General features: G+C 70.2%; 18 protein-coding genes and 1 riboswitch. Of the genes, 17 read left to right on the forward strand and 1 reads right to left on the reverse strand.

The window, feature by feature from the left end; genetic code table 11:
• The first annotated feature begins 25 nt into the window (after positions 1-25).
• The 16 genes from ACIQ7M_RS02585 (at position 26) to ACIQ7M_RS02660 (ending at position 16,773) form a co-directional block, all read left to right on the forward strand.
• On the forward strand, positions 26-871 hold the full coding sequence (locus ACIQ7M_RS02585) for a glycosyltransferase family 2 protein (protein WP_386984875.1): 846 nt from the start codon (positions 26-28) through the stop codon (positions 869-871).
• Positions 872-968: 97 nt separating this feature from the next.
• Positions 969-1,898: an ABC transporter permease gene (locus ACIQ7M_RS02590; RefSeq protein ID WP_355765660.1), complete on the forward strand. Its 930-nt coding sequence runs from the start codon at positions 969-971 to the stop codon at positions 1,896-1,898.
• A 10-nt stretch (positions 1,899-1,908) separates the two neighbouring features.
• Positions 1,909-2,670, forward strand: a complete 762-nt coding sequence (locus tag ACIQ7M_RS02595; protein ID WP_389840582.1) for an ABC transporter ATP-binding protein — start codon at positions 1,909-1,911, stop codon at positions 2,668-2,670.
• A 358-nt stretch (positions 2,671-3,028) separates the two neighbouring features.
• A complete protein-coding gene (hpnC, locus tag ACIQ7M_RS02600; protein ID WP_403638904.1) occupies positions 3,029-3,931 on the forward strand; it encodes a squalene synthase HpnC in 903 nt (300 codons plus the stop codon).
• Positions 3,928-4,878, forward strand: a complete 951-nt coding sequence (gene hpnD, locus ACIQ7M_RS02605; protein WP_403638906.1) for a presqualene diphosphate synthase HpnD — start codon at positions 3,928-3,930, stop codon at positions 4,876-4,878. Before hpnC ends, hpnD begins: the two co-directional genes overlap by 4 nt.
• Positions 4,878-5,033 (forward strand): DUF6380 family protein, encoded by a 156-nt coding sequence (locus tag ACIQ7M_RS02610; RefSeq protein WP_355765651.1) that lies wholly within the window; start codon positions 4,878-4,880, stop codon positions 5,031-5,033. The genes hpnD and ACIQ7M_RS02610 overlap by 1 nt, the downstream gene beginning before the upstream one ends.
• Complete coding sequence (hpnE, locus tag ACIQ7M_RS02615) at positions 5,030-6,436, forward strand: hydroxysqualene dehydroxylase HpnE (protein ID WP_403638909.1); 1,407 nt, start codon at positions 5,030-5,032, stop codon at positions 6,434-6,436. Before ACIQ7M_RS02610 ends, hpnE begins: the two co-directional genes overlap by 4 nt.
• The gene (locus ACIQ7M_RS02620; RefSeq protein ID WP_403638910.1) at positions 6,433-7,563 is read left to right on the forward strand and encodes a polyprenyl synthetase family protein; all 1,131 of its coding nucleotides are present in this window, start codon (positions 6,433-6,435) and stop codon (positions 7,561-7,563) included. Before hpnE ends, ACIQ7M_RS02620 begins: the two co-directional genes overlap by 4 nt.
• 152 nt (positions 7,564-7,715) lie before the next feature.
• A complete protein-coding gene (shc, locus tag ACIQ7M_RS02625; protein ID WP_403638912.1) occupies positions 7,716-9,719 on the forward strand; it encodes a squalene--hopene cyclase in 2,004 nt (667 codons plus the stop codon).
• Positions 9,719-10,360, forward strand: a complete 642-nt coding sequence (locus tag ACIQ7M_RS02630) for a 1-hydroxy-2-methyl-2-butenyl 4-diphosphate reductase (protein ID WP_403638914.1) — start codon at positions 9,719-9,721, stop codon at positions 10,358-10,360. The genes shc and ACIQ7M_RS02630 overlap by 1 nt, the downstream gene beginning before the upstream one ends.
• 5 nt (positions 10,361-10,365) lie before the next feature.
• The gene (hpnH, locus tag ACIQ7M_RS02635; RefSeq protein WP_355765637.1) at positions 10,366-11,388 is read left to right on the forward strand and encodes an adenosyl-hopene transferase HpnH; all 1,023 of its coding nucleotides are present in this window, start codon (positions 10,366-10,368) and stop codon (positions 11,386-11,388) included.
• A gap of 4 nt (positions 11,389-11,392) precedes the next feature.
• On the forward strand, positions 11,393-12,550 hold the full coding sequence (gene ispG / locus ACIQ7M_RS02640) for a flavodoxin-dependent (E)-4-hydroxy-3-methylbut-2-enyl-diphosphate synthase (RefSeq protein ID WP_355765634.1): 1,158 nt from the start codon (positions 11,393-11,395) through the stop codon (positions 12,548-12,550).
• A gap of 27 nt (positions 12,551-12,577) precedes the next feature.
• On the forward strand, positions 12,578-14,530 hold the full coding sequence (gene dxs / locus ACIQ7M_RS02645; RefSeq protein WP_403638917.1) for a 1-deoxy-D-xylulose-5-phosphate synthase: 1,953 nt from the start codon (positions 12,578-12,580) through the stop codon (positions 14,528-14,530).
• Positions 14,527-15,927: an aspartate aminotransferase family protein gene (locus tag ACIQ7M_RS02650; RefSeq protein ID WP_386984842.1), complete on the forward strand. Its 1,401-nt coding sequence runs from the start codon at positions 14,527-14,529 to the stop codon at positions 15,925-15,927. The genes dxs and ACIQ7M_RS02650 overlap by 4 nt, the downstream gene beginning before the upstream one ends.
• 61 nt (positions 15,928-15,988) lie before the next feature.
• Positions 15,989-16,627, forward strand: a complete 639-nt coding sequence (locus ACIQ7M_RS02655; protein WP_403638919.1) for a helix-turn-helix domain-containing protein — start codon at positions 15,989-15,991, stop codon at positions 16,625-16,627.
• A gap of 29 nt (positions 16,628-16,656) precedes the next feature.
• Positions 16,657-16,773: a DUF6126 family protein gene (locus ACIQ7M_RS02660; protein ID WP_037618597.1), complete on the forward strand. Its 117-nt coding sequence runs from the start codon at positions 16,657-16,659 to the stop codon at positions 16,771-16,773.
• A 26-nt stretch (positions 16,774-16,799) separates the two neighbouring features.
• Here the strand turns inward: ACIQ7M_RS02660 and ACIQ7M_RS02665 are convergent, their stop codons facing one another.
• Positions 16,800-17,597 (reverse strand): tyrosine-protein phosphatase, encoded by a 798-nt coding sequence (locus tag ACIQ7M_RS02665; RefSeq protein ID WP_355765620.1) that lies wholly within the window; start codon positions 17,595-17,597, stop codon positions 16,800-16,802.
• A gap of 656 nt (positions 17,598-18,253) precedes the next feature.
• A riboswitch (cyclic di-AMP (ydaO/yuaA leader) is annotated at positions 18,254-18,409 on the forward strand.
• Positions 18,410-18,413: 4 nt separating this feature from the next.
• Here ACIQ7M_RS02665 and ACIQ7M_RS02670 point away from each other — a divergent pair.
• Positions 18,414-19,319, forward strand: a complete 906-nt coding sequence (locus tag ACIQ7M_RS02670) for a peptidoglycan DD-metalloendopeptidase family protein (protein WP_403638921.1) — start codon at positions 18,414-18,416, stop codon at positions 19,317-19,319.
• Positions 19,320-19,381: the final 62 nt, after the last annotated feature.

The raw sequence follows: 19,381 nt of genomic DNA on the forward strand, positions 1-19,381 counted from the left end.
CAGGGTCGGCGCGGTGATCATCACCATGGGCAACCGCCCCGACGAGCTCAGGGCCCTGCTCGACTCCGTCGCCAAGCAGGACGGCGACCGCGTCGAGGTGGTCGTGGTCGGCAACGGCTCACCCGTCCCGGACGTCCCCGCGGGGGTGCGGACGGTCGAGCTGCCCGAGAACCTCGGCATCCCCGGCGGCCGCAACGTGGGCATCGAGGCCTTCGGCCCCGGCGGCACCGACGTGGACATCCTGCTCTTCCTGGACGACGACGGCCTGCTGGCCCACCACGACACGGCCGAACTGTGCCGCCGGGCCTTCGCCGACGACCCCGAGCTCGGGATCATCAGCTTCCGTATCGCCGACCCCGAGACCGGCGCGACCCAGCGCCGCCACGTCCCGAGGCTGCGCGCCGCCGACCCGATGCGCTCCTCGCGCGTCACCACGTTCCTCGGCGGCGCCAACGCGGTCCGTACGAAGGTCCTCGCCGAGGTCGGCGGACTCCCGGACGCCTTCTTCTACGCCCACGAGGAGACCGACCTGGCCTGGCGGGCCCTCGACGCCGGCTGGATGATCGACTACCGCTCCGACATGGTGCTGTACCACCCGACGACCGCCCCCTCGCGGCACGCTGTGTACCACCGGATGGTGGCCCGCAACCGCGTCTGGCTCGCACGCCGCAACCTTCCCGCGCCTCTCGTCCCGGTCTACCTCGGCGTCTGGATGCTCCTGACGCTGCTGCGTCGCCCCTCGCGGGCAGCTCTGCGGGCCTGGTTCGGCGGATTCCGGGAAGGCTGGAGGAGTCCGTGCGGACCGAGGCGTCCCATGCGGTGGCGCACGGTGTGGCGGCTGACCCGACTGGGCCGGCCTCCGGTCATCTGACAAGCTCGATCCTGAGAGCGGCCGGGCCCTACCCGGTTCCCCGGCTCATGCCCAGTCCGAACCGGCTGTGCGCATCTTGAAGACGAAAGTTCCCCTTGTGAGTGAGACCACGCATGACGGCGGAGTCGCGGTGAGCGACCGGCCGTCGCCCGATGACGGGCTTTCCGCGGCCGAACTGGCCGCCAAGTACGGCCTCGCGGTCAGCGGCGCCCGGCCCGGGCTGCCCCAGTACCTTCGTCAGCTCTGGGGTCGGCGGCACTTCATCCTCGCGTTCTCGCAGGCGAAGCTCACCGCCCAGTACAGCCAGGCCAAGCTGGGCCAGGTCTGGCAGGTGGCGACGCCGCTGCTCAACGCGGCCGTCTACTACTTCATCTTCGGTCTGATCCTCAAGGCCGACCGCGGGATGTCGCACGACGTGTACATCCCGTTCCTGGTGACGGGCGTCTTCGTCTTCACCTTCACCCAGAGCTCGCTCATGGCGGGTGTCCGGGCGATCTCGGGCAACCTGGGACTGGTGCGCGCGCTGCACTTCCCGCGCGCCTCGCTGCCGATCTCGTTCGCCCTCCAGCAGCTCCAGCAACTGCTCTTCTCGATGATCGTGCTGTTCATCGTGGTGATCGGGTTCGGCAGCTACCCGGGCCCGTCCTGGCTGCTGATCGTCCCGGTGCTGTTCCTCCAGTTCCTCTTCAACACCGGCCTCGCGCTGATCGTGGCGAGGATGGGCTCCAAGACGCCCGACCTCGCCCAGCTCATGCCGTTCATCCTGCGCACCTGGATGTACGCCTCCGGTGTCATGTTCTCCATCAGCACCATGCTCGCCGGCCGCCCCGAGTGGATCGCCCGGGTGCTCCAGGCGAACCCGGCCGCCGTCTACATGGACCTGATGCGCTTCGCGCTCATCGACGGCTACGGCTCCTCCAACCTGCCCCCGCACGTGTGGGCCATCGCCGTCTTCTGGGCCGTGGTCACGGCCGTCGGCGGTTTCGTCTACTTCTGGAAGGCTGAAGAGAGGTACGGCCGTGGCTGAGCTCGACAAGATGTCGCACATTCCGACCGTCATCGCGGACGAGCTGCACATCGTCTACCGCGTGAACGGCGCCAAGACCGGCAAGGGCAGCGCCACCGCCGCCCTCAGCCGCATTCTCAAGCGCGGCGAGGAACGCGGTGTGCGCAAGGTGCACGCCGTCAAGGGTGTCTCCTTCACCGCCTACCGCGGCGAGGCCATCGGCCTGATCGGCTCGAACGGCTCCGGCAAGTCCACCCTCCTGCGGGCCATCGCCGGACTGCTGCCCGCCGAGAAGGGCAAGGTCTACACCGACGGCCAGCCCTCGCTGCTCGGCGTGAACGCGGCCCTCATGAACGACCTGACCGGTGAGCGGAACGTCATCCTCGGCGGTCTCGCCATGGGAATGTCCCGCGAGGAGGTCAAGGAGCGCTATGAGGAGATCGTCGACTTCTCCGGGATCAACGAGAAGGGCGACTTCATCACCCTGCCGATGCGGACGTATTCCTCCGGCATGGCGGCGCGGCTGCGCTTCTCCATCGCGGCGGCCAAGGACCACGACGTCCTGATGATCGACGAGGCCCTCGCGACCGGTGACCGCTCCTTCCAGAAGCGTTCCGAGGCCCGCATCCGCGAGCTGCGCAAGAGCGCGGGCACGGTGTTCCTGGTCAGCCACAACAACAAGTCGATCCGCGACACCTGCGACCGCGTGCTGTGGCTGGAGCGGGGCGAGCTGCGCATGGACGGGGCGACCGAGGACGTGCTCAAGGAGTACGAGAAGTTCACGGGCAAGTAGCCCGATTCGCCCAGGGCCCCGCCGGAACTCTCCGGCGGGGCCCTGCGTCTGCAAGGGAAACGCCAACTCCCGTCGGCATGGGGAATCTTGACGCCAATCGGTGTGTTGTTGTGATGTGCAGGACACCCCGGCGGAGTGTGCCGCGTTGTACAACGTAAGCTGTACCGGTGCTGAATCGCGTCAAGTAGGGCGATAATACGCGACACCCGGAACCGTCACGCCGAGCGGATCTTCGGGCGGCGTGTCCGAAATGGGCAGTGTTGGGTCGGCAGTGTAGAACGGGAGATGTGACGGCAATGGCTACGGTGACTCTCCAGCTCCGCGATGCGTGTGCCGTCCTCGCGCCGGGCGGCGAGCGGTGACCCAAGCCGGGACGGCCCGCACCGGCGATCCGGAGCGCGGCACCCTCGACAAAGCCGCGGACGAGAACTTCCCCGTGGCCCCGTTCTTCCTGCCCAGGGCCTGGCGCGACGACCTCATGGCCGTCTACGGCTTCGCCCGTCTCGTGGACGACATCGGCGACGGCGATCTCGCCCCCGGCGGCGCCGACGCCCGCCTCCTCGGCGTGCCGGCCGCGGACGCAGACGACCCCATGGTCCTGCTCGACGCGCTGGAAGCCGATCTTCACCGCGTGTTCGACTCGACCCCGCGCCACCCCCTGATGCGCGGACTGCAGCCCACGGTCCGCCGCGCGGGTCTGACCCCCGAGCCCTTTCTCGGCCTGATCGCCGCCAACCGCCAGGACCAGCTCGTCAAGCGCTACGAGACCTACGACGACCTGCTCGCCTACTGTGAACTCTCCGCGAACCCCGTCGGCCGTCTGGTCCTCTCCGTCACCGGAACCTCCACGCCCGAGCGCGTCCGCCGCTCCGACGCGGTGTGCACGGGGCTCCAGATCGTCGAGCACCTCCAGGACGTGGCCGAGGACCTCGGCCGCGACCGCGTCTACCTGCCCGCCGAGGACATGAAGCGCTTTCACGTCGTCGAATCCGATCTCGCCGCCCCCACAGCAGGCGCATCGGTGCGAGCACTGGTTGCATACGAAGCAGAACGCGCCTTGAACCTCCTGAATGAAGGCACCCCCCTCGTGGGTAGCGTCCACGGCAGGCTGAAACTGCTGCTCGCGGGGTTCGTCGCGGGGGGGAAGGCGGCGGTCCGTGCGATCGCCGCCGCCGAATACGACGTACTTCCCGGCCCGCCCAAGCCCGGCAAGCTCCAGTTGCTGCGCGAGGTGGGAGTGACTCTGCGAGGAGAGGGGTGATCCGGACCGTGGAGTCGGAACAGCACGTGTCCGCACCGGTACTCGCCGCGTACAGCTACTGCGAGGCGGTGACCGGTCAGCAGGCCCGTAATTTCGCGTACGGCATCAGGCTTCTGCCGACGTCCAAGCGCCGTGCGATGTCGGCGCTCTACGCGTTCTCACGGCGCGTCGACGACATCGGCGACGGCACACTGGCGCCGGACGTGAAGGCGACGCGCCTGGAGGAGACCCGGGCGCTGCTCGCCCGCGTGCGCGCGGGCGCCGTCGAGGAGGACGACACCGACCCGGTCGCCGTCGCCCTCAGCCACAGCGCGGCGTACTTCCCGGTACCCCTGGGGGGCCTGGACGAGCTCATCGACGGCGTGCTGATGGACGTCAGCGGTGAGACGTACGAGACCTGGGACGACCTGAAGGTCTACTGCCGCTGCGTGGCCGGGGCGATCGGGCGGCTCTCGCTCGGGGTCTTCGGCACCGAACCGGGGGCGCGTGGCGCCGAGCGCGCGCCGGAGTACGCCGACACGCTCGGGCTCGCGCTCCAGCTCACCAACATCCTTCGGGACGTCCGTGAGGACGCCGAGGGCGGGCGCACCTATCTGCCCGCCGACGACCTGGCCAAGTTCGGCTGCTCGGCCGGGTTCGACGGGCCGACCCCGCCGGAGGGGTCCGACTTCGCGGGCCTCGTGCACTTCGAGGTGCGGCGGGCACGTGCCCTGTTCGCGGAGGGCTACCGGCTGCTGCCCATGCTGGACCGGCGCAGCGGCGCCTGTGTCGCGGCCATGGCGGGCATCTACCGGCGGCTCCTCGACCGCATCGAGCGCGAGCCGGAGGCCGTGCTGCGCGGCCGGGTCTCCCTGCCGGGACGCGAGAAGGCGTACGTCGCCGTGCGCGGTCTCTCCGGCCTCGACGCCCGGCACGTCTCCCGCCGCACGGTCCGGAGGCGCGTCTGATGGACACCAGGGGTCGAGGCGGACACACCCGGGATGACGCGGCCGGTGAAAAGCGGCGGGCAACCCTCCGGAGCCGGATGGCGTCCCTGACTGCGACGGCGTGCCGTGGAGCGTTCGACGACCACGGTCCGGCCGCGGGGGAGGGTGCGCGATGAGCGAGGTCGAGTCCACGGACGACTCCGGCCGGGCCACTGCCGTGGTGATCGGCGGCGGGCTCGCCGGTGTCACCGCCGCGCTCGCGCTGGCCGACGCCGGGCTCCGGGTGACGCTGCTGGAGGGCCGGCCGCGCCTCGGCGGTCTCGCTTTCTCCTTCCAGCGCGGCGAGCTCACCGTGGACAACGGACAGCACGTCTTCCTGCGCTGCTGCACCGCCTACCGCTGGTTCCTCGACCGCGTCGACGCGACCGCGCTGGCACCTGTGCAGGATCGTCTCGACGTGCCCGTTCTCGACCTGGAGGCACCTCCGGGACGACGGCTCGGCAGGATCGGCCGCACCGCGCTGCCCGTACCGCTGCACCTGGCGCGCAGCCTCGCCACCTATCAGCACCTCTCGCTCGCCGAACGCGCCAAAGTCGGCCGTGCCGCGCTCGCGCTCAAGAGCCTGGACCTCACCGATCCGGCACTCGACGAGCAGAACTTCGGCGACTGGCTCGCCGGGCACGGTCAGTCGCGACGTGCCGTCGAAGCACTGTGGGACCTCGTGGGGGTCGCCACCCTCAACGCGGTGGCCCAGGACTCCTCGCTCGGGCTCGCCGCGATGGTGTTCAAGACGGGTCTGCTGTCCGACCCGGGCGCGGCCGACATCGGCTGGGCTCGCGTCCCGCTGGGCGAACTGCATGACACCCTGGCCCGCAAGGCGCTCGACTCCGCGGGCGTACGTACCGAGATGCGTACACGCGTCACCTCCGTCTCCCCTTACGAGAACGGTCGTTGGGGCGTTCAGGTTCCCGGCGAGCGCATCGAGGCCGACGCCGTCGTGCTCGCCGTACCCCAGCGCGAGGCCCACGACCTGCTGCCCGAGGGGGCGCTCGACGCCCCCGAGCGGCTTCTGGACATCGGCACCGCGCCGATCCTCAACGTCCACGTCGTCTACGACCGCAAGGTCCTCACCGCGCCGTTCTTCGCGGCCCTCGGCTCCCCGGTGCAATGGGTCTTCGACCGCACCGAGGCCTCGGGGCTCCGGGAGGGGCAGTACCTCGCGCTGTCGCAGTCGGCCGCGCAGGACGAGATCGACGAGCCCGTCGCCGTGCTCCGGGAGCGATATCTGCCGGAGCTGGAGCGGCTGCTGCCCGGTGCGCGCGGCGCCGGGATCAAGGACTTCTTCGTGACCCGGGAGCGCACCGCGACGTTCGCCCCCACTCCGGGCGTCGGGCGGCTGCGGCCCGGCCCCCGGACCAAGGCCCCCGGCCTGTACCTGGCCGGAGCGTGGACCGCCACTGGGTGGCCCGCGACCATGGAGAGTGCGGTTCGCAGTGGAGTCGGTGCGGCGGACGCCGCGCTGGACGCCCTGGGCCGGCCCCGCGACCACCTCCTCGGACTCTTCGAGGAGGCGGCATGACGCTCGACCGGAGCATGGCAGGTCCCCGCACCCCCGGTTCCGTAACAAGAGGAGAGATTGTGCCCACTGTGCCCCCGGCCGAAGCGGCTGCCGACGCGGTGGACGTGACCGCGCTCCTGGAGCGCGGCCGGACCCTGGCCACACCGGTGCTCAAGGCGGCCGTCGACCGTCTCGCGCCGCCCATGGACACCGTCGCCGCCTACCACTTCGGCTGGATCGACGCGGAGGGCAACCCCGCGGACGGCGACGGCGGCAAGGCGGTGCGCCCCGCGCTCGCCGTGCTCTCCGCGCAGGCCGCCGGCGCGCCCCCCGAGGTGGGTGTCCCCGGCGCGGTCGCCGTCGAGCTGGTGCACAACTTCTCGCTGCTGCACGACGACCTGATGGACGGCGACGAACAGCGCCGCCACCGCGACACCGTCTGGAAGGTGCACGGCCCCGCCCAGGCGATCCTGGTCGGCGACGCCCTGTTCGCGCTGGCCAACGAGGTCCTGCTGGAGCTCGGCACCGTCGAGGCCGGCCGGGCCACCCGCCGCCTGACCACCGCCACCCGGGCCCTGATCGACGGTCAGGCCCAGGACATCTCCTACGAGCACCGCGACCGCGTCAGCGTCGAGGAGTGCCTGGAGATGGAGGGCAACAAGACCGGCGCCCTGCTCGCCTGCGCCTGTTCCATCGGCGCGGTCCTCGGCGGCGCCGACGACCTCACCGCCGACACGCTGGAGCGCTACGGCTACCACCTCGGCCTGGCCTTCCAGGCCGTCGACGACCTCCTCGGCATCTGGGGCGACCCGGAGGCCACCGGAAAGCAGACCTGGAGCGATCTGCGCCAGCGCAAGAAGTCCCTGCCGGTCGTGGCCGCGCTCGCCGCGGGCGGACCCGCCTCCGAGCGGCTCGGCGAGCTGCTCGCCGAGGACGCCAAGGCGAGCGACTTCGAGAACTTCTCCGAGGAGGAGTTCGCCGCGCGCGCCGCGCTCATCGAGCAGGCGGGCGGCCGCGAGTGGACCGCCGACGAGGCGCGCCGCCAGCACGCGATCGCCATCGAGGCGCTGGACGCCGTACCGATGCCCGAGCAGGTCCGCGCCCAGCTCGTGGCGCTGGCCGACTTCGTCGTCGTGCGGAAGAGATGATCGTTATCGGTCGAATAAACCTCGCGTAGTCGCCGGCCGGTGCCTTCCCCAAGCTTCGAACCTCGTTCGAGCGGAGGGATATCCATCCGAACGAACGCACCGGCCGACGGCGGACCCACAGCAGAGACACACCACTGCACGAAGGGGAAGCCATGACAGCGACGACCGACGGAAGCACCGGGGCACTTCCTCCCCGCGCTGCCTCGGCCAACGAGACCGTACGCGAGACGACTCCCGAGGCGGCCGGGACAGTCGAGACCCGAGACGCCGCCACGCGCGCCATGGAGCGCGCCACGGACTTCCTGCTCGCCCGGCAGGACGCCCAGGGCTGGTGGAAGGGCGACCTCGAGACGAACGTCACCATGGACGCCGAGGATCTCCTGCTCCGCCAGTTCCTGGGCATCCGCGACGAGCCGACCACCCGCGGCGCGGCGCTGTTCATCCGCGGCGAGCAGCGCGAGGACGGCACCTGGGCCTCGTTCTACGGAGGCCCGGGCGAGATCTCCACCACCATCGAGGCGTACGTCGCGCTGCGGCTGGCCGGGGACGACCCCCAGGCCCCGCACATGGCGCGGGCCGCCGCGTGGATCCGCGAGCGCGGCGGCATCGCCGCGGCCCGTGTCTTCACCCGGATCTGGCTCGCCCTGTTCGGCTGGTGGAAGTGGGACGACCTCCCCGAACTCCCGCCGGAGCTCATCTACTTCCCCAAGTGGATGCCCCTGAACATCTACGACTTCGGGTGCTGGGCGCGGCAGACCATCGTGCCGCTCACCATCGTCTCGGCGACGCGTCCGGTGCGGCCCGCGCCGTTCCCGCTCGACGAGCTGCACGCCGACGCGGACCGCCCCAACCCGGTCAGGCCCCTTGCTCCGGTGACCAGTTGGGACGGCGTCTTCCAGCGCCTGGACAGGGCCCTGCACCAGTACCGCAAGGTCGCGCCGCGCGCGCTGCGCAGGGCGGCGATGAACACGGCCGGCCGCTGGATCATCGAGCGCCAGGAGAACGACGGCTGCTGGGGAGGCATCCAGCCGCCCGCGGTCTACTCGGTCATCGCGCTGCATCTGCTCGGCTACGACCTCGAACACCCGGTGATGCGCGAGGGCCTGGCCTCGCTAGACCGTTTCGCCGTGTGGCGCGACGACGGCGCCCGGATGATCGAGGCCTGTCAGTCGCCGGTGTGGGACACGTGCCTCGCCACCATCGCGCTGGCCGACGCGGGAGTGCCCGCCGATCACCCGCAACTCGTCAAGGCCGTGGACTGGATGCTCGGCGAGGAGATCGTCCGGCCCGGCGACTGGTCGGTGAAGCGGCCCCAACTGCCGCCGGGTGGCTGGGCGTTCGAGTTCCACAACGACAACTACCCCGACATCGACGACACCGCGGAGGTCGTCCTCGCGCTGCGTCGCGTCCGGCATCACGACCCGGACCGCGTCGAGAACGCCATCGGACGCGGGGTCCGCTGGAATCTCGGCATGCAGTCCAAGGACGGCGGCTGGGGCGCGTTCGACGTCGACAACACCAGCGCCTTCCCCAACCGGCTGCCGTTCTGCGACTTCGGGGAGGTGATCGACCCGCCCTCCGCTGACGTGACGGCACACGTCGTGGAGATGCTGGCCGTCGAAGGGCTCACCCACGACCCGCGCACCCGCCGGGGTATCGAGTGGCTGCTGTCCCATCAGGAGCCGAACGGCTCCTGGTTCGGGCGCTGGGGGGTCAACTACATCTACGGAACAGGGTCGGTGGTCCCGGCGCTCGTGGCGGCGGGACTGCCCGGCTCGCACCCGGCGATCCGCCGGGCGGTGGCCTGGCTGGAGTCCGTGCAGAACGACGACGGCGGCTGGGGCGAGGACCTGCGCTCCTACGACGACAACGCCGGGTGGGGCGGACGCGGGGCCTCGACCGCCTCGCAGACCGGCTGGGCCCTGCTCGCCCTGCTCGCCGCGGGGGAGGACGAGTCGAAGGCCACCGAGCGCGGGGTGGTCTGGCTCGCCGGGACACAGCTTCCCGACGGCACCTGGGACGAGCCGTATTTCACGGGGACCGGCTTCCCGTGGGACTTCTCGATCAACTACCACCTCTACCGCCATGTCTTCCCCCTCACCGCGCTGGGCCGCTATGTCCACGGAGAGCCCTTCTCCGCGGCCGAGGGGGGCTGATGGTCATGACGTCCGCCCCGGCCCCGCTTCTGATCGCCTGCGCGCTCGGCATCGAGCACCTCGCCCTGCGCAGCGGAGACCGGAGCGGCGCCGGCGGGCCGGTCACCGTGCTGCGCACCGGCATGGGCCCCAGGGCCGCCGACCGGTCGGTCACCCGGGTGCTGGCCGACCCGGCGCTGTCCGGAGCGGCCGTGCTCGCGACCGGCTTCTGCGCGGGGCTCGCCCCGGGCATGCACCCCGGTGACCTGGTCGTCGCCGAGGAGACCCGTGACCCGGGCGGCGCCACGCCGTGCGTGGGCACGGATCTGCTGGTCAAGGAACTCGCCCGCGCCGTGCCGGGCCGCACCGTCCACACCGGGCCGCTCACCGGCTCCGATCATGTGGTCCGGGGCCACGAGCGGGCCGATCTGCTCGCCACCGGCGCCATCGCCGTCGACATGGAGTCGGCGGCGACGCTGCTCGGCGCGGTCCGCTCGGGGATCCGTCCCGTTGCGGCCGTCCGGGTGGTCGTGGATGCTCCAGAACATGAACTCGTCCGAATCGGCACGTTTCGCGGTGGAATATCAGCCTTCCGCGTTCTTCGTGCCGTGCTTCCCGCTTTTTTCGAATGGCACCGTTCTTTGTCGCTCCCTCGGAGGTGAGCCGTATGGCCATGCCGCTTCGGCAGTCCATGAAGGTCGCTGCGTACCTGTTTGAACAGAAGCTCCGGAAGCGGGACAAGTTCGCCCTGCTCGTCGAACTGGAGCCGCTCTTCGCGTGCAACCTCGCGTGCGAGGGCTGCGGCAAGATCCAGCACCCCGCCGGTGTGCTCAAGCAGCGCATGCCGGTCGCCCAGGCGGTGGGCGCGGTCCTCGAATCCGGTGCGCCGATGGTGTCCATCGCCGGCGGCGAGCCGCTGATGCACCCTCAGATCGACGAGATCGTGCGGCAGTTGGTGGCGAAGAAGAAGTTCGTCTTCCTCTGCACCAACGCGATGCTGATGCGCAAGAAGATGGACAAGTTCAAGCCCTCGCCGTACTTCGCCTGGGCCGTCCACATCGACGGGCTGCGGGAGCGGCACGACGAGTCCGTCGCCAAGGAAGGCGTCTTCGACGAGGCCGTCGAGGCGATCAAGGAGGCCAAGCGCCGCGGCTTCCGCGTCACGACGAACTCGACCTTCTTCAACACCGACACCCCGCAGACCGTCATCGAGGTGCTGAACTACCTCAACGACGACCTCAAGGTCGACGAGATGATGCTCTCGCCCGCCTACGCCTACGAGAAGGCGCCCGACCAGGAGCACTTCCTCGGTGTCCAGCAGACCCGGGAGCTGTTCAAGAAGGCCTTCGCGGGTGGCAACCGGCGCCGCTGGAGGCTGAACCAGAGTCCGCTCTTCCTGGACTTCCTGGAGGGCAAGGTCGACTTCCCGTGCACCGCGTGGGCGATCCCCAGCTACTCCCTCTTCGGCTGGCAGCGGCCCTGCTACCTGATGAGCGACGGCTACGTGCAGACGTACAAGCAGCTCCTGGAGGAGACCGACTGGGACTCCTACGGCCGCGGCAGGGACGAGAGGTGCGCCAACTGCATGGCCCACTGCGGCTACGAGCCGACCGCCGTCCTCGCCACCATGGGCTCCCTCAAGGAATCCATCCGGGCCGCCCGCGAGACCTTCACGGAAAGCCGCGGGTGACCTCATGACCGCCGTTTCCCTGGGCCTCCCCGAGGTACCGGTCCGGCCGATCGCGGAGCGCCGTGTGTCGCGGCGCATCCAGGTCGGACCGGTGGCGGTCGGTGGCGGGGCGCCCGTGTCCGTCCAGTCGATGACCACGACCCGGACCTCGGACGTCGGCGCCACACTTCAGCAGATCGCGGAACTGACCGCCTCCGGCTGCCAGATCGTCCGGGTCGCCTGCCCCACGCAGGACGACGCGGACGCGCTCGCGACCATCGCCAGGAAGTCGCAGATCCCGGTGATCGCGGACATCCACTTCCAGCCGAAGTACGTGTTCGCCGCGATCGACGCCGGCTGCGCGGCCGTCCGCGTCAACCCCGGCAACATCAAGCAGTTCGACGACAAGGTGAAGGAGATCGCGCGGGCCGCGAGCGACGCCGGGATCCCGATCCGCATCGGTGTCAACGCGGGCTCCCTCGACAAGCGGCTGCTCCTGAAGTACGGCAGGGCGACGCCCGAGGCGCTCGTGGAGTCGGCGCTGTGGGAGGCGTCGCTCTTCGAGGAGCACGGCTTCCGTGACATCAAGATCTCGGTCAAGCACAACGACCCGGTCGTCATGGTCAACGCCTACCGGCAGCTCGCCGCCGCCTGCGACTACCCGCTGCACCTCGGCGTGACCGAGGCGGGGCCGGCGTTCCAGGGCACCATCAAGTCGGCCGTGGCGTTCGGGGCGCTGCTCTCCGAGGGCATCGGCGACACCATCCGGGTCTCGCTGAGCGCGCCACCCGCCGAGGAGTGCAAGGTCGGCATCCAGATCCTGGAGTCGCTCGGACTGCGGCAGCGGCGCCTGGAGATCGTCTCCTGTCCGTCCTGCGGGCGCGCCCAGGTCGACGTGTACAAGCTCGCCGACGAGGTCACCGCCGGCCTGGAGGGCATGGAGGTCCCGCTCCGCGTCGCCGTCATGGGCTGTGTCGTCAACGGCCCCGGCGAGGCGCGGGAGGCGGATCTGGGGGTCGCCTCCGGCAACGGCAAGGGGCAGATCTTCGTCCGGGGCGAGGTCATCAAGACCGTCCCCGAGTCGAAGATCGTCGAGACCCTCATCGACGAGGCGATGAAGATCGCCGAGCAGATGGAGAACGACGGCGTCGCGTCCGGGGCACCGGCCGTCACCGTGAGCTGATCAGCACGGACCGAGAGGGGGCCCGACGTGACGATTCTGGAGAACATCCGGGGACCACGCGACCTGAAGGCGCTGTCCGAGGCGGAAATCGGTGAACTGGCCGAAGAGGTGAGGGAGTTCCTGGTGCACGCGGTCGCCAGGACCGGCGGTCACCTCGGACCCAATCTGGGAGTGGTGGAGCTGTCCATCGCCCTCCACCGGGTCTTCGAGTCGCCCTTCGACCGCATCCTGTGGGACACCGGCCATCAGAGCTACGTACACAAATTGCTGACAGGGCGTCAGGACTTCTCCAAGCTGCGCGGCAAGGGCGGCCTCTCCGGCTATCCCTCCCGCGAGGAGTCCGAGCACGACGTCATCGAGAACAGCCACGCCTCCACGGCGCTCGGCTGGGCGGACGGGCTCGCCAAGGCCCGCCAGGTGCAGGGCGAGAAGGGTCACGTCGTCGCGGTCATCGGCGACGGCGCGCTGACCGGCGGCATGGCGTGGGAGGCGCTGAACAACATCGCCGCGGCCAAGGACCGACCCCTGATCATCGTCGTCAACGACAACGAACGCTCGTACGCGCCCACCATCGGCGGCCTCGCGAACCACCTCGCGACCCTGCGCACCACCGACAGCTACGAGCAGGTCCTCGCCTGGGGCAAGCAGGTCCTGCTGCGCACCCCCCTCGTCGGCAACACCATCTACGAATCGCTGCACGGCGCGAAGAAGGGCTTCAAGGACGCCTTCGCACCGCAGGGCATGTTCGAGGACCTCGGGCTCAAGTACGTCGGCCCCATCGACGGTCACGACGTGGGAGCCGTGGAGTCCGCGCTGCGCCGCGCCAAACGCTTCCACGGGCCCGTGCTCATCCACTGTCTGACGGAGAAGGGGCGCGGCTACGAACCCGCGCTCGCGCACGAGGAGGACCACTTCCACACCGTCGGGGTGATGAACCCCCTCACCTGCGAACCCCTCGCACCGTCCAACGGCCCCTCCTGGACCTCCGTGTTCGGCGACGAGATCGTCCGGATCGGCGAGGAGCGCGCGGACGTCGTGGCCATCACGGCGGCCATGCTGCATCCGGTCGGGCTCGGGAAGTTCGCCGAGAGATTCCCCGACCGGGTGTGGGACGTCGGCATCGCCGAGCAGCACGCCACGGTGTCCGCGGCCGGACTCGCGACCGGCGGCCTGCATCCCGTCGTCGCCGTGTACGCCACCTTCCTCAACCGGGCCTTCGACCAGCTCCTCATGGACGTCGCGCTGCACCGCTGCGGTGTGACCTTCGTCCTCGACCGGGCGGGGATCACCGGCGTCGACGGCGCCTCGCACAACGGCATGTGGGACATGTCGATCCTCCAGGTCGTCCCCGGTCTCAGGATCGCCGCGCCGCGCGACGCCGACCAGCTCAAGGCCCAGCTCAGGGAGGCGGTGGCGGTGGACGACGCGCCGACCCTGATCCGCTTCCCGAAGGAGTCCGTCGGTCCGGACATCCCCGCCGTGGACCGGGTGGGCGGGCTCGACGTCCTGCACCGGGGCGAGCGCCCCGAGGTCCTGCTCGTCGCGGTCGGCGTCATGGCCCCGGTCTGCCTCCAGACCGCCGACCTGCTGGAGTCCCGCGGCATCGGCTGCACCGTCGTCGACCCGCGCTGGGTCAAGCCCGTCGACCCGGAGCTGCCCCGCCTCGCCGCCGCCCACCGGCTCGTCGCGGTCGTCGAGGACAACAGCCGGGCCTCGGGCGTCGGCGCCGCCGTCGCGCTGGCCCTCGGGGACGCCGAAGTCGACGTACCCGTACGGCGGTTCGGCATCCCCGAGCAGTTCCTCGCGCACGCCAAACGGTCCGAGGTACTGGCCGACATCGGGCTCACGCCCGTGGAGATCGCCGGACGGATCAGCGCCGGGCTGGCCATCAGGGACGAGCGGGCCAAGGCCGCGTACGAGCTGACGGAGGCCGCCGACCGGCCGGCCGAGAAAGAGTCGCCCAAGGAGAAACAGGAATGACCGACCCTGCCCAGAAGGGGGAGTTCGACCTCGGCGCACTCCTCGCCGAGCGCGGAGCCGAGCGCTACGAACTGCACACGAAGTACCTGAACCACCAGCTCCCGCGCATGCTGCACACCATCGGCTTCGACAAGGTCTACGAACGGGCCGAGGGCGCGCACTTCTGGGACGCCGAGGGCGACGACTACCTCGACATGCTCGCCGGCTTCGGGGTGATGGGCCTCGGCCGCCATCACCCCGTCGTCCGGCAGGCGCTCCACGACGTCCTCGACGCCTCGCTCGCCGACCTCACCCGCTTCGACTGCCAGCCGCTGCCGGGCCTGCTCGCGGAGCGGCTGCTCACCCACAGCCCGCACCTGGACCGGGTGTTCTTCGGCAACAGCGGCACGGAGGCCGTCGAGACCGCGCTGAAGTTCGCCCGGTACGCCACCGGCAGGCCGAGGATCCTGTACTGCGCCCACGCCTTCCACGGGCTGACCACCGGTTCCCTGTCGGTGAACGGCGAGGACGGCTTCCGCGACGGTTTCGCGCCCCTGCTGCCCGACACCGCCGTCCCGCTCGGCGATCTCGACGCCCTGGCCAGGGAGCTGAAGAAGGGCGACGTCGCCGCGCTCATCGTCGAGCCGATCCAGGGCAAGGGCGTCCACGAGTCCCCGCCGGGATATCTGCGCGCCGCCCAGGAACTGCTGCACCGGCACAAGGCGCTGCTCATCGCGGACGAGGTGCAGACCGGCCTCGGCCGGACCGGGGACTTCTACGCCTACCAGCACGAGGAGGGCGTCGAACCGGACCTGGTGTGTGTCGCCAAGGCGCTCTCCGGCGGCTATGTGCCGGTGGGCGCGACCCTCGGCAAGGACTGGATCTTCAAGAAGGTCTACTCCTCCATGGACCGGGTCCTCGTGCACTCCGCGAGCTTCGGCTCCAACGCGCAGGCCATGGCGGCGGGTCTCGCGGTGCTCTCCGTGATGGAGAACGAGCAGATCGTCGCGAACGCGCGTGTCACCGGAGAGCTGCTGAAGTCCCGGCTGGCGGCCCTGGTCGACCGCTACGAACTGCTCAGCGAGGTGCGCGGGCGGGGACTGATGATCGGCATCGAGTTCGGGCGGCCCGCGTCGCTCAAGCTGCGCAGCCGCTGGACCATGCTCCAGGCCGCGCGCAAGGGGCTGTTCGCGCAGATGGTCGTCGTGCCGCTGCTCCAGCGGCACCGCATCCTCACCCAGGTCTCCGGCGACCACCTGGAGGTGATCAAACTGATCCCGCCGCTGGTCATCGACGAGCGCGACGTCGACCGGTTCGTGGAGGCCTTCACCGCGGTGATGGAGGACGCGCACAACGGCGGCGGGCTGATGTGGGACTTCGGGAAGACACTGGTGAAGCAGGCGGTGGCGAACCGCTGAGGTTCTTTGCCTCTGGGGCAAGAAAATTGCCCCAGGGGCAATTGTTTGGCTCAATGGTTCCATGAGCCCTGCCGATCCAGGGGCGGCCGAAGAGCCGTCCGCCGAGCTGCACGCCGTGGCGCCCCGGCTCCGCGCCCTGCGTCGCGCGGCCTCCCTCACGCTGGAGGCCGCCGCCCGAGCCGCCGCACTCTCGCCGGCCCATCTGTCCCGGCTGGAGACCGGACAACGCCAGCCCTCGCTGCCGATGCTGCTCACGCTGGCCCGTGTCTACGGTACGACGGTCTCCGAACTGCTCGGCGAGGCGGTCCCCGACCGTGACGCGGTCGTACGGGCCGCCGACATGGAACCGGCCCCGGCGGGCGGCTGGACCTACTGGCAGGCGGGCTCCGCGGGCCGCGGCATGCAGGCCCTGCGCGTGCACGTCCCCTACGGTTCCCAGGGTGACATCGTGCGCGTCCACCCGGGCGAGGAGTGGCTGTACGTCCTCGAGGGGCGGCTCAGTCTGCGCCTCGGGGACACCGCGCACGTCCTCGCGCCGGGAGACAGCGCCCACTTCGACTCGCTGACCCCGCACCGCATCGCCGCCGCCGAGCGCGACGGAGCCGATCTCCTCTTCGTACACACCCTGCTGCAGAGCCCCGTCGCCGCGCTGTGCCTCGGCCCGGCGACGGGCCACCCCACCCCGGGAGAGACGTCATGACCGAACCCACAGAACCCCGCCGCCGGTCCATGGAGGACAGGTTCCCGCGCGCCCTGTGGGTGCGGCTGATCATCTACGTCGCCGTCGGCCACCTGTTCGCGGCCTTCATCTACCTGCTCTTCACGCTGGGCGCGCAGAACCAGTAGGCCCGGCCGGTGAGCGTGGCTCCGGGTCAGTCCAGGAGCCGCGCGCGCAGGCGCTCCCGGAGCTCCGGCGTGAGCCCCAGCCCCTGCTCCAGGTAGACCTCGACGCTGCCCCACTTCTCCTCGATCGTGTCGAAGGCGGCTGTCAGGTACTCGGCGCGCGCGTCGAACAGCGGGCTGAGCAGTTCCATGACCTCGGGGGAGTAGGCACCGGCCGAGGAGCCGTTGCGGTGGACCTTGTAACGGCGGTGCGCGGCGTTCGACTCCAGGTAGTCGGTCACGATCGCCTCGCGCTCGACGCCGAGGGCGAGCAGGGTGACCGCGATGGACAGCCCGGCGCGGTCCTTGCCCGCCGCGCAGTGCATCAGCGCGGGCACGCTGTCGTCGGCCAGGGAGTGCAGCACCTGGGCGTGCTCGGCCGTGCGCTCGCTGATGATCGTGCGGTACGAGTTGATCATCCGGTTCGCGGCCTTGCCGTCGCCGAGGAGCCCGCGAAGCTGGTCGATGTCTCCGTCGCGGACCATCTTCCAGAACTCGCTGCCGTCGGCCGGGTCGCTCAGCGGGAGGTTCACGTTCCGCACACCCGGCAGCTCGACGTCCGGGCCCTCCAGCTTCTGGTCCGCGGCGTTGCGGAAGTCGAAGATCGTGTGGAGCCCCAGGGAGGTGAGGAACGCGGCGTCCTCCTCCGTGGCGTGCGCGAGGTGGCCGCTGCGGAACAGCTGCCCGTGGCGCACTCTCCGGCCGTCCGCGGTGGGCAGCCCGCCCACGTCGCGGAAGTTCCGCACTCCGCCGAGCTCGGGCTCGGTCGACGGGACCTGCTGCGTCACGGGGGCTCCTCCCATTCGGCCGCCGGCGTCGCCGGGCTGGACTCGGCGCCGCTCGTCGGCAGTTGTACCGGCTTGCGCTGTCGACGATACGACATGGGTTCCTCGGGCAATGAGTTGTCCACAGGCGGCCTTCTCGCGCACGGAAACCCCTGGAAGCGACCCTCTACAGCCCCATTGAATCGAATAGTCGTTCGATGGGTGCTCGGGGTCGACCCCCGGGTCGGTGGTGCCCTTCCCGTCGCGCGGGGCTTGCGGGTCAATTGAGACGAAATGCCGCATTGAGGGTGTGTCTTTTGTGTGCCGTCTCGCGCGGAGATTTCGGATGTGCCGGATATCCGCCCGCGTCGCATCTGACCCTTCTGTCCGAATAGGCGCCTTCGTTACAACTGGCCCTGGAATAGGGGACCCTGGGGCGAGTCGCGTGAGGAGCGTCATATTCGTGACGATGCGTTGCCGTCCTCATTTCCCAACCCACCAGAAGCTACGGGCGGGTTGAGAGGTCCGGAAGATCGTCACTCCACGGAGGGTGACGGTGATTTCCGCATGGATCAAGAAAGGCGAGCGCACAGAAACCGCCCATAGTTGTCGACGCGCTCTCATCTCGCTTACGTTCTGCCTCAATCCGGACGGACGCCCAATCCTGCCGCCGCCCGGAATCCGCACACTCACCCGTACACGGCAGGAGCGGGGGACCCACAGGTTCCGTGCCTGGTCCGGTCTCCGGAACAGGCTAGGGGTACAGCCGCGCAGAAGCGGCCGGGCATCTCCAGCCCGCACCCGACAGCTCACCCCGCAGGCGCCGGAGAGGAATTCGTCATGCCCGCGAAGGGTAAGCACCGCCGTCCCAAGTCCCTCCGTTTCACCCGCTCGATCGCCGTGGCCGGAACCGGTGGCGCCGCACTCGCGCTGCCGCTGATGGGAGCCACGGGCGCCCAGGCCGCGACGCCGGCCACCGCCGTCGCGCACCACGTAGAGAAGGCCGCGACCGCCGCCCCCGCCGAGAAGTCCGCCAAGACCGGCACGTTCAAGACGTACGCGGTGAAGCGCGGTGACTACCTCTCGAAGATCGCCGACGAGCAGAACGTCGGCGGCGGCTGGAAGAAGATCTACGCGGACAACCGCTCCGCGATCGGCAGCGACCCGTCGCTGATCCACCCCGGTCTGAAGCTGTCGCTCGGCAAGAAGGCCGCCTCCGCCGCCCACGCGGCGACGCAGTCGTCCGCCAAGGCGACCACCTCGGCGAAGCCCGCCCAGGCGACTCCGGCCGCGTCCGACACGGCCGCGTCCGACTCCGCCTCCACCAACAGCTCCTCCGGCTACACCCTGCCGGTCGACAGCAGCAGCGTCGGCACCGGTTACAAGGTGGCGGGCAGCATGTGGTCCAGCGGCTACCACACGGGCGTCGACTTCGTGGTCCCGACCGGCACCACGCTCAAGTCCATCGCGGCGGGCACCGTCGTCTCCGCGGGCTGGGGCGGCGCCTACGGCAACCAGGTCGTCATCCAGCACGCCGACGGCAAGTACTCCCAGTACGCCCACATGTCGTCGCTGTCCGTCTCGGCGGGGCAGACCGTGACCGAGGGGCAGCAGATAGGCCTCTCCGGTGCGACCGGCAACGTGACCGGACCGCACCTGCACTTCGAGATCCGCACCACGCCGGACTACGGCTCCGACATCGACCCGGTCGCGTACCTGCGCTCGCACGGTGTCGCCGTGGGCTGACGCCCCTGCTCCTCCTGCTCCTGACGGCAGGAAGATCTCCGAAGGCCGGACCCCATGATCCC

The organism is Streptomyces sp. NPDC096324, assembly GCF_044763015.1.
Taxonomy (GTDB): domain Bacteria; phylum Actinomycetota; class Actinomycetes; order Streptomycetales; family Streptomycetaceae; genus Streptomyces.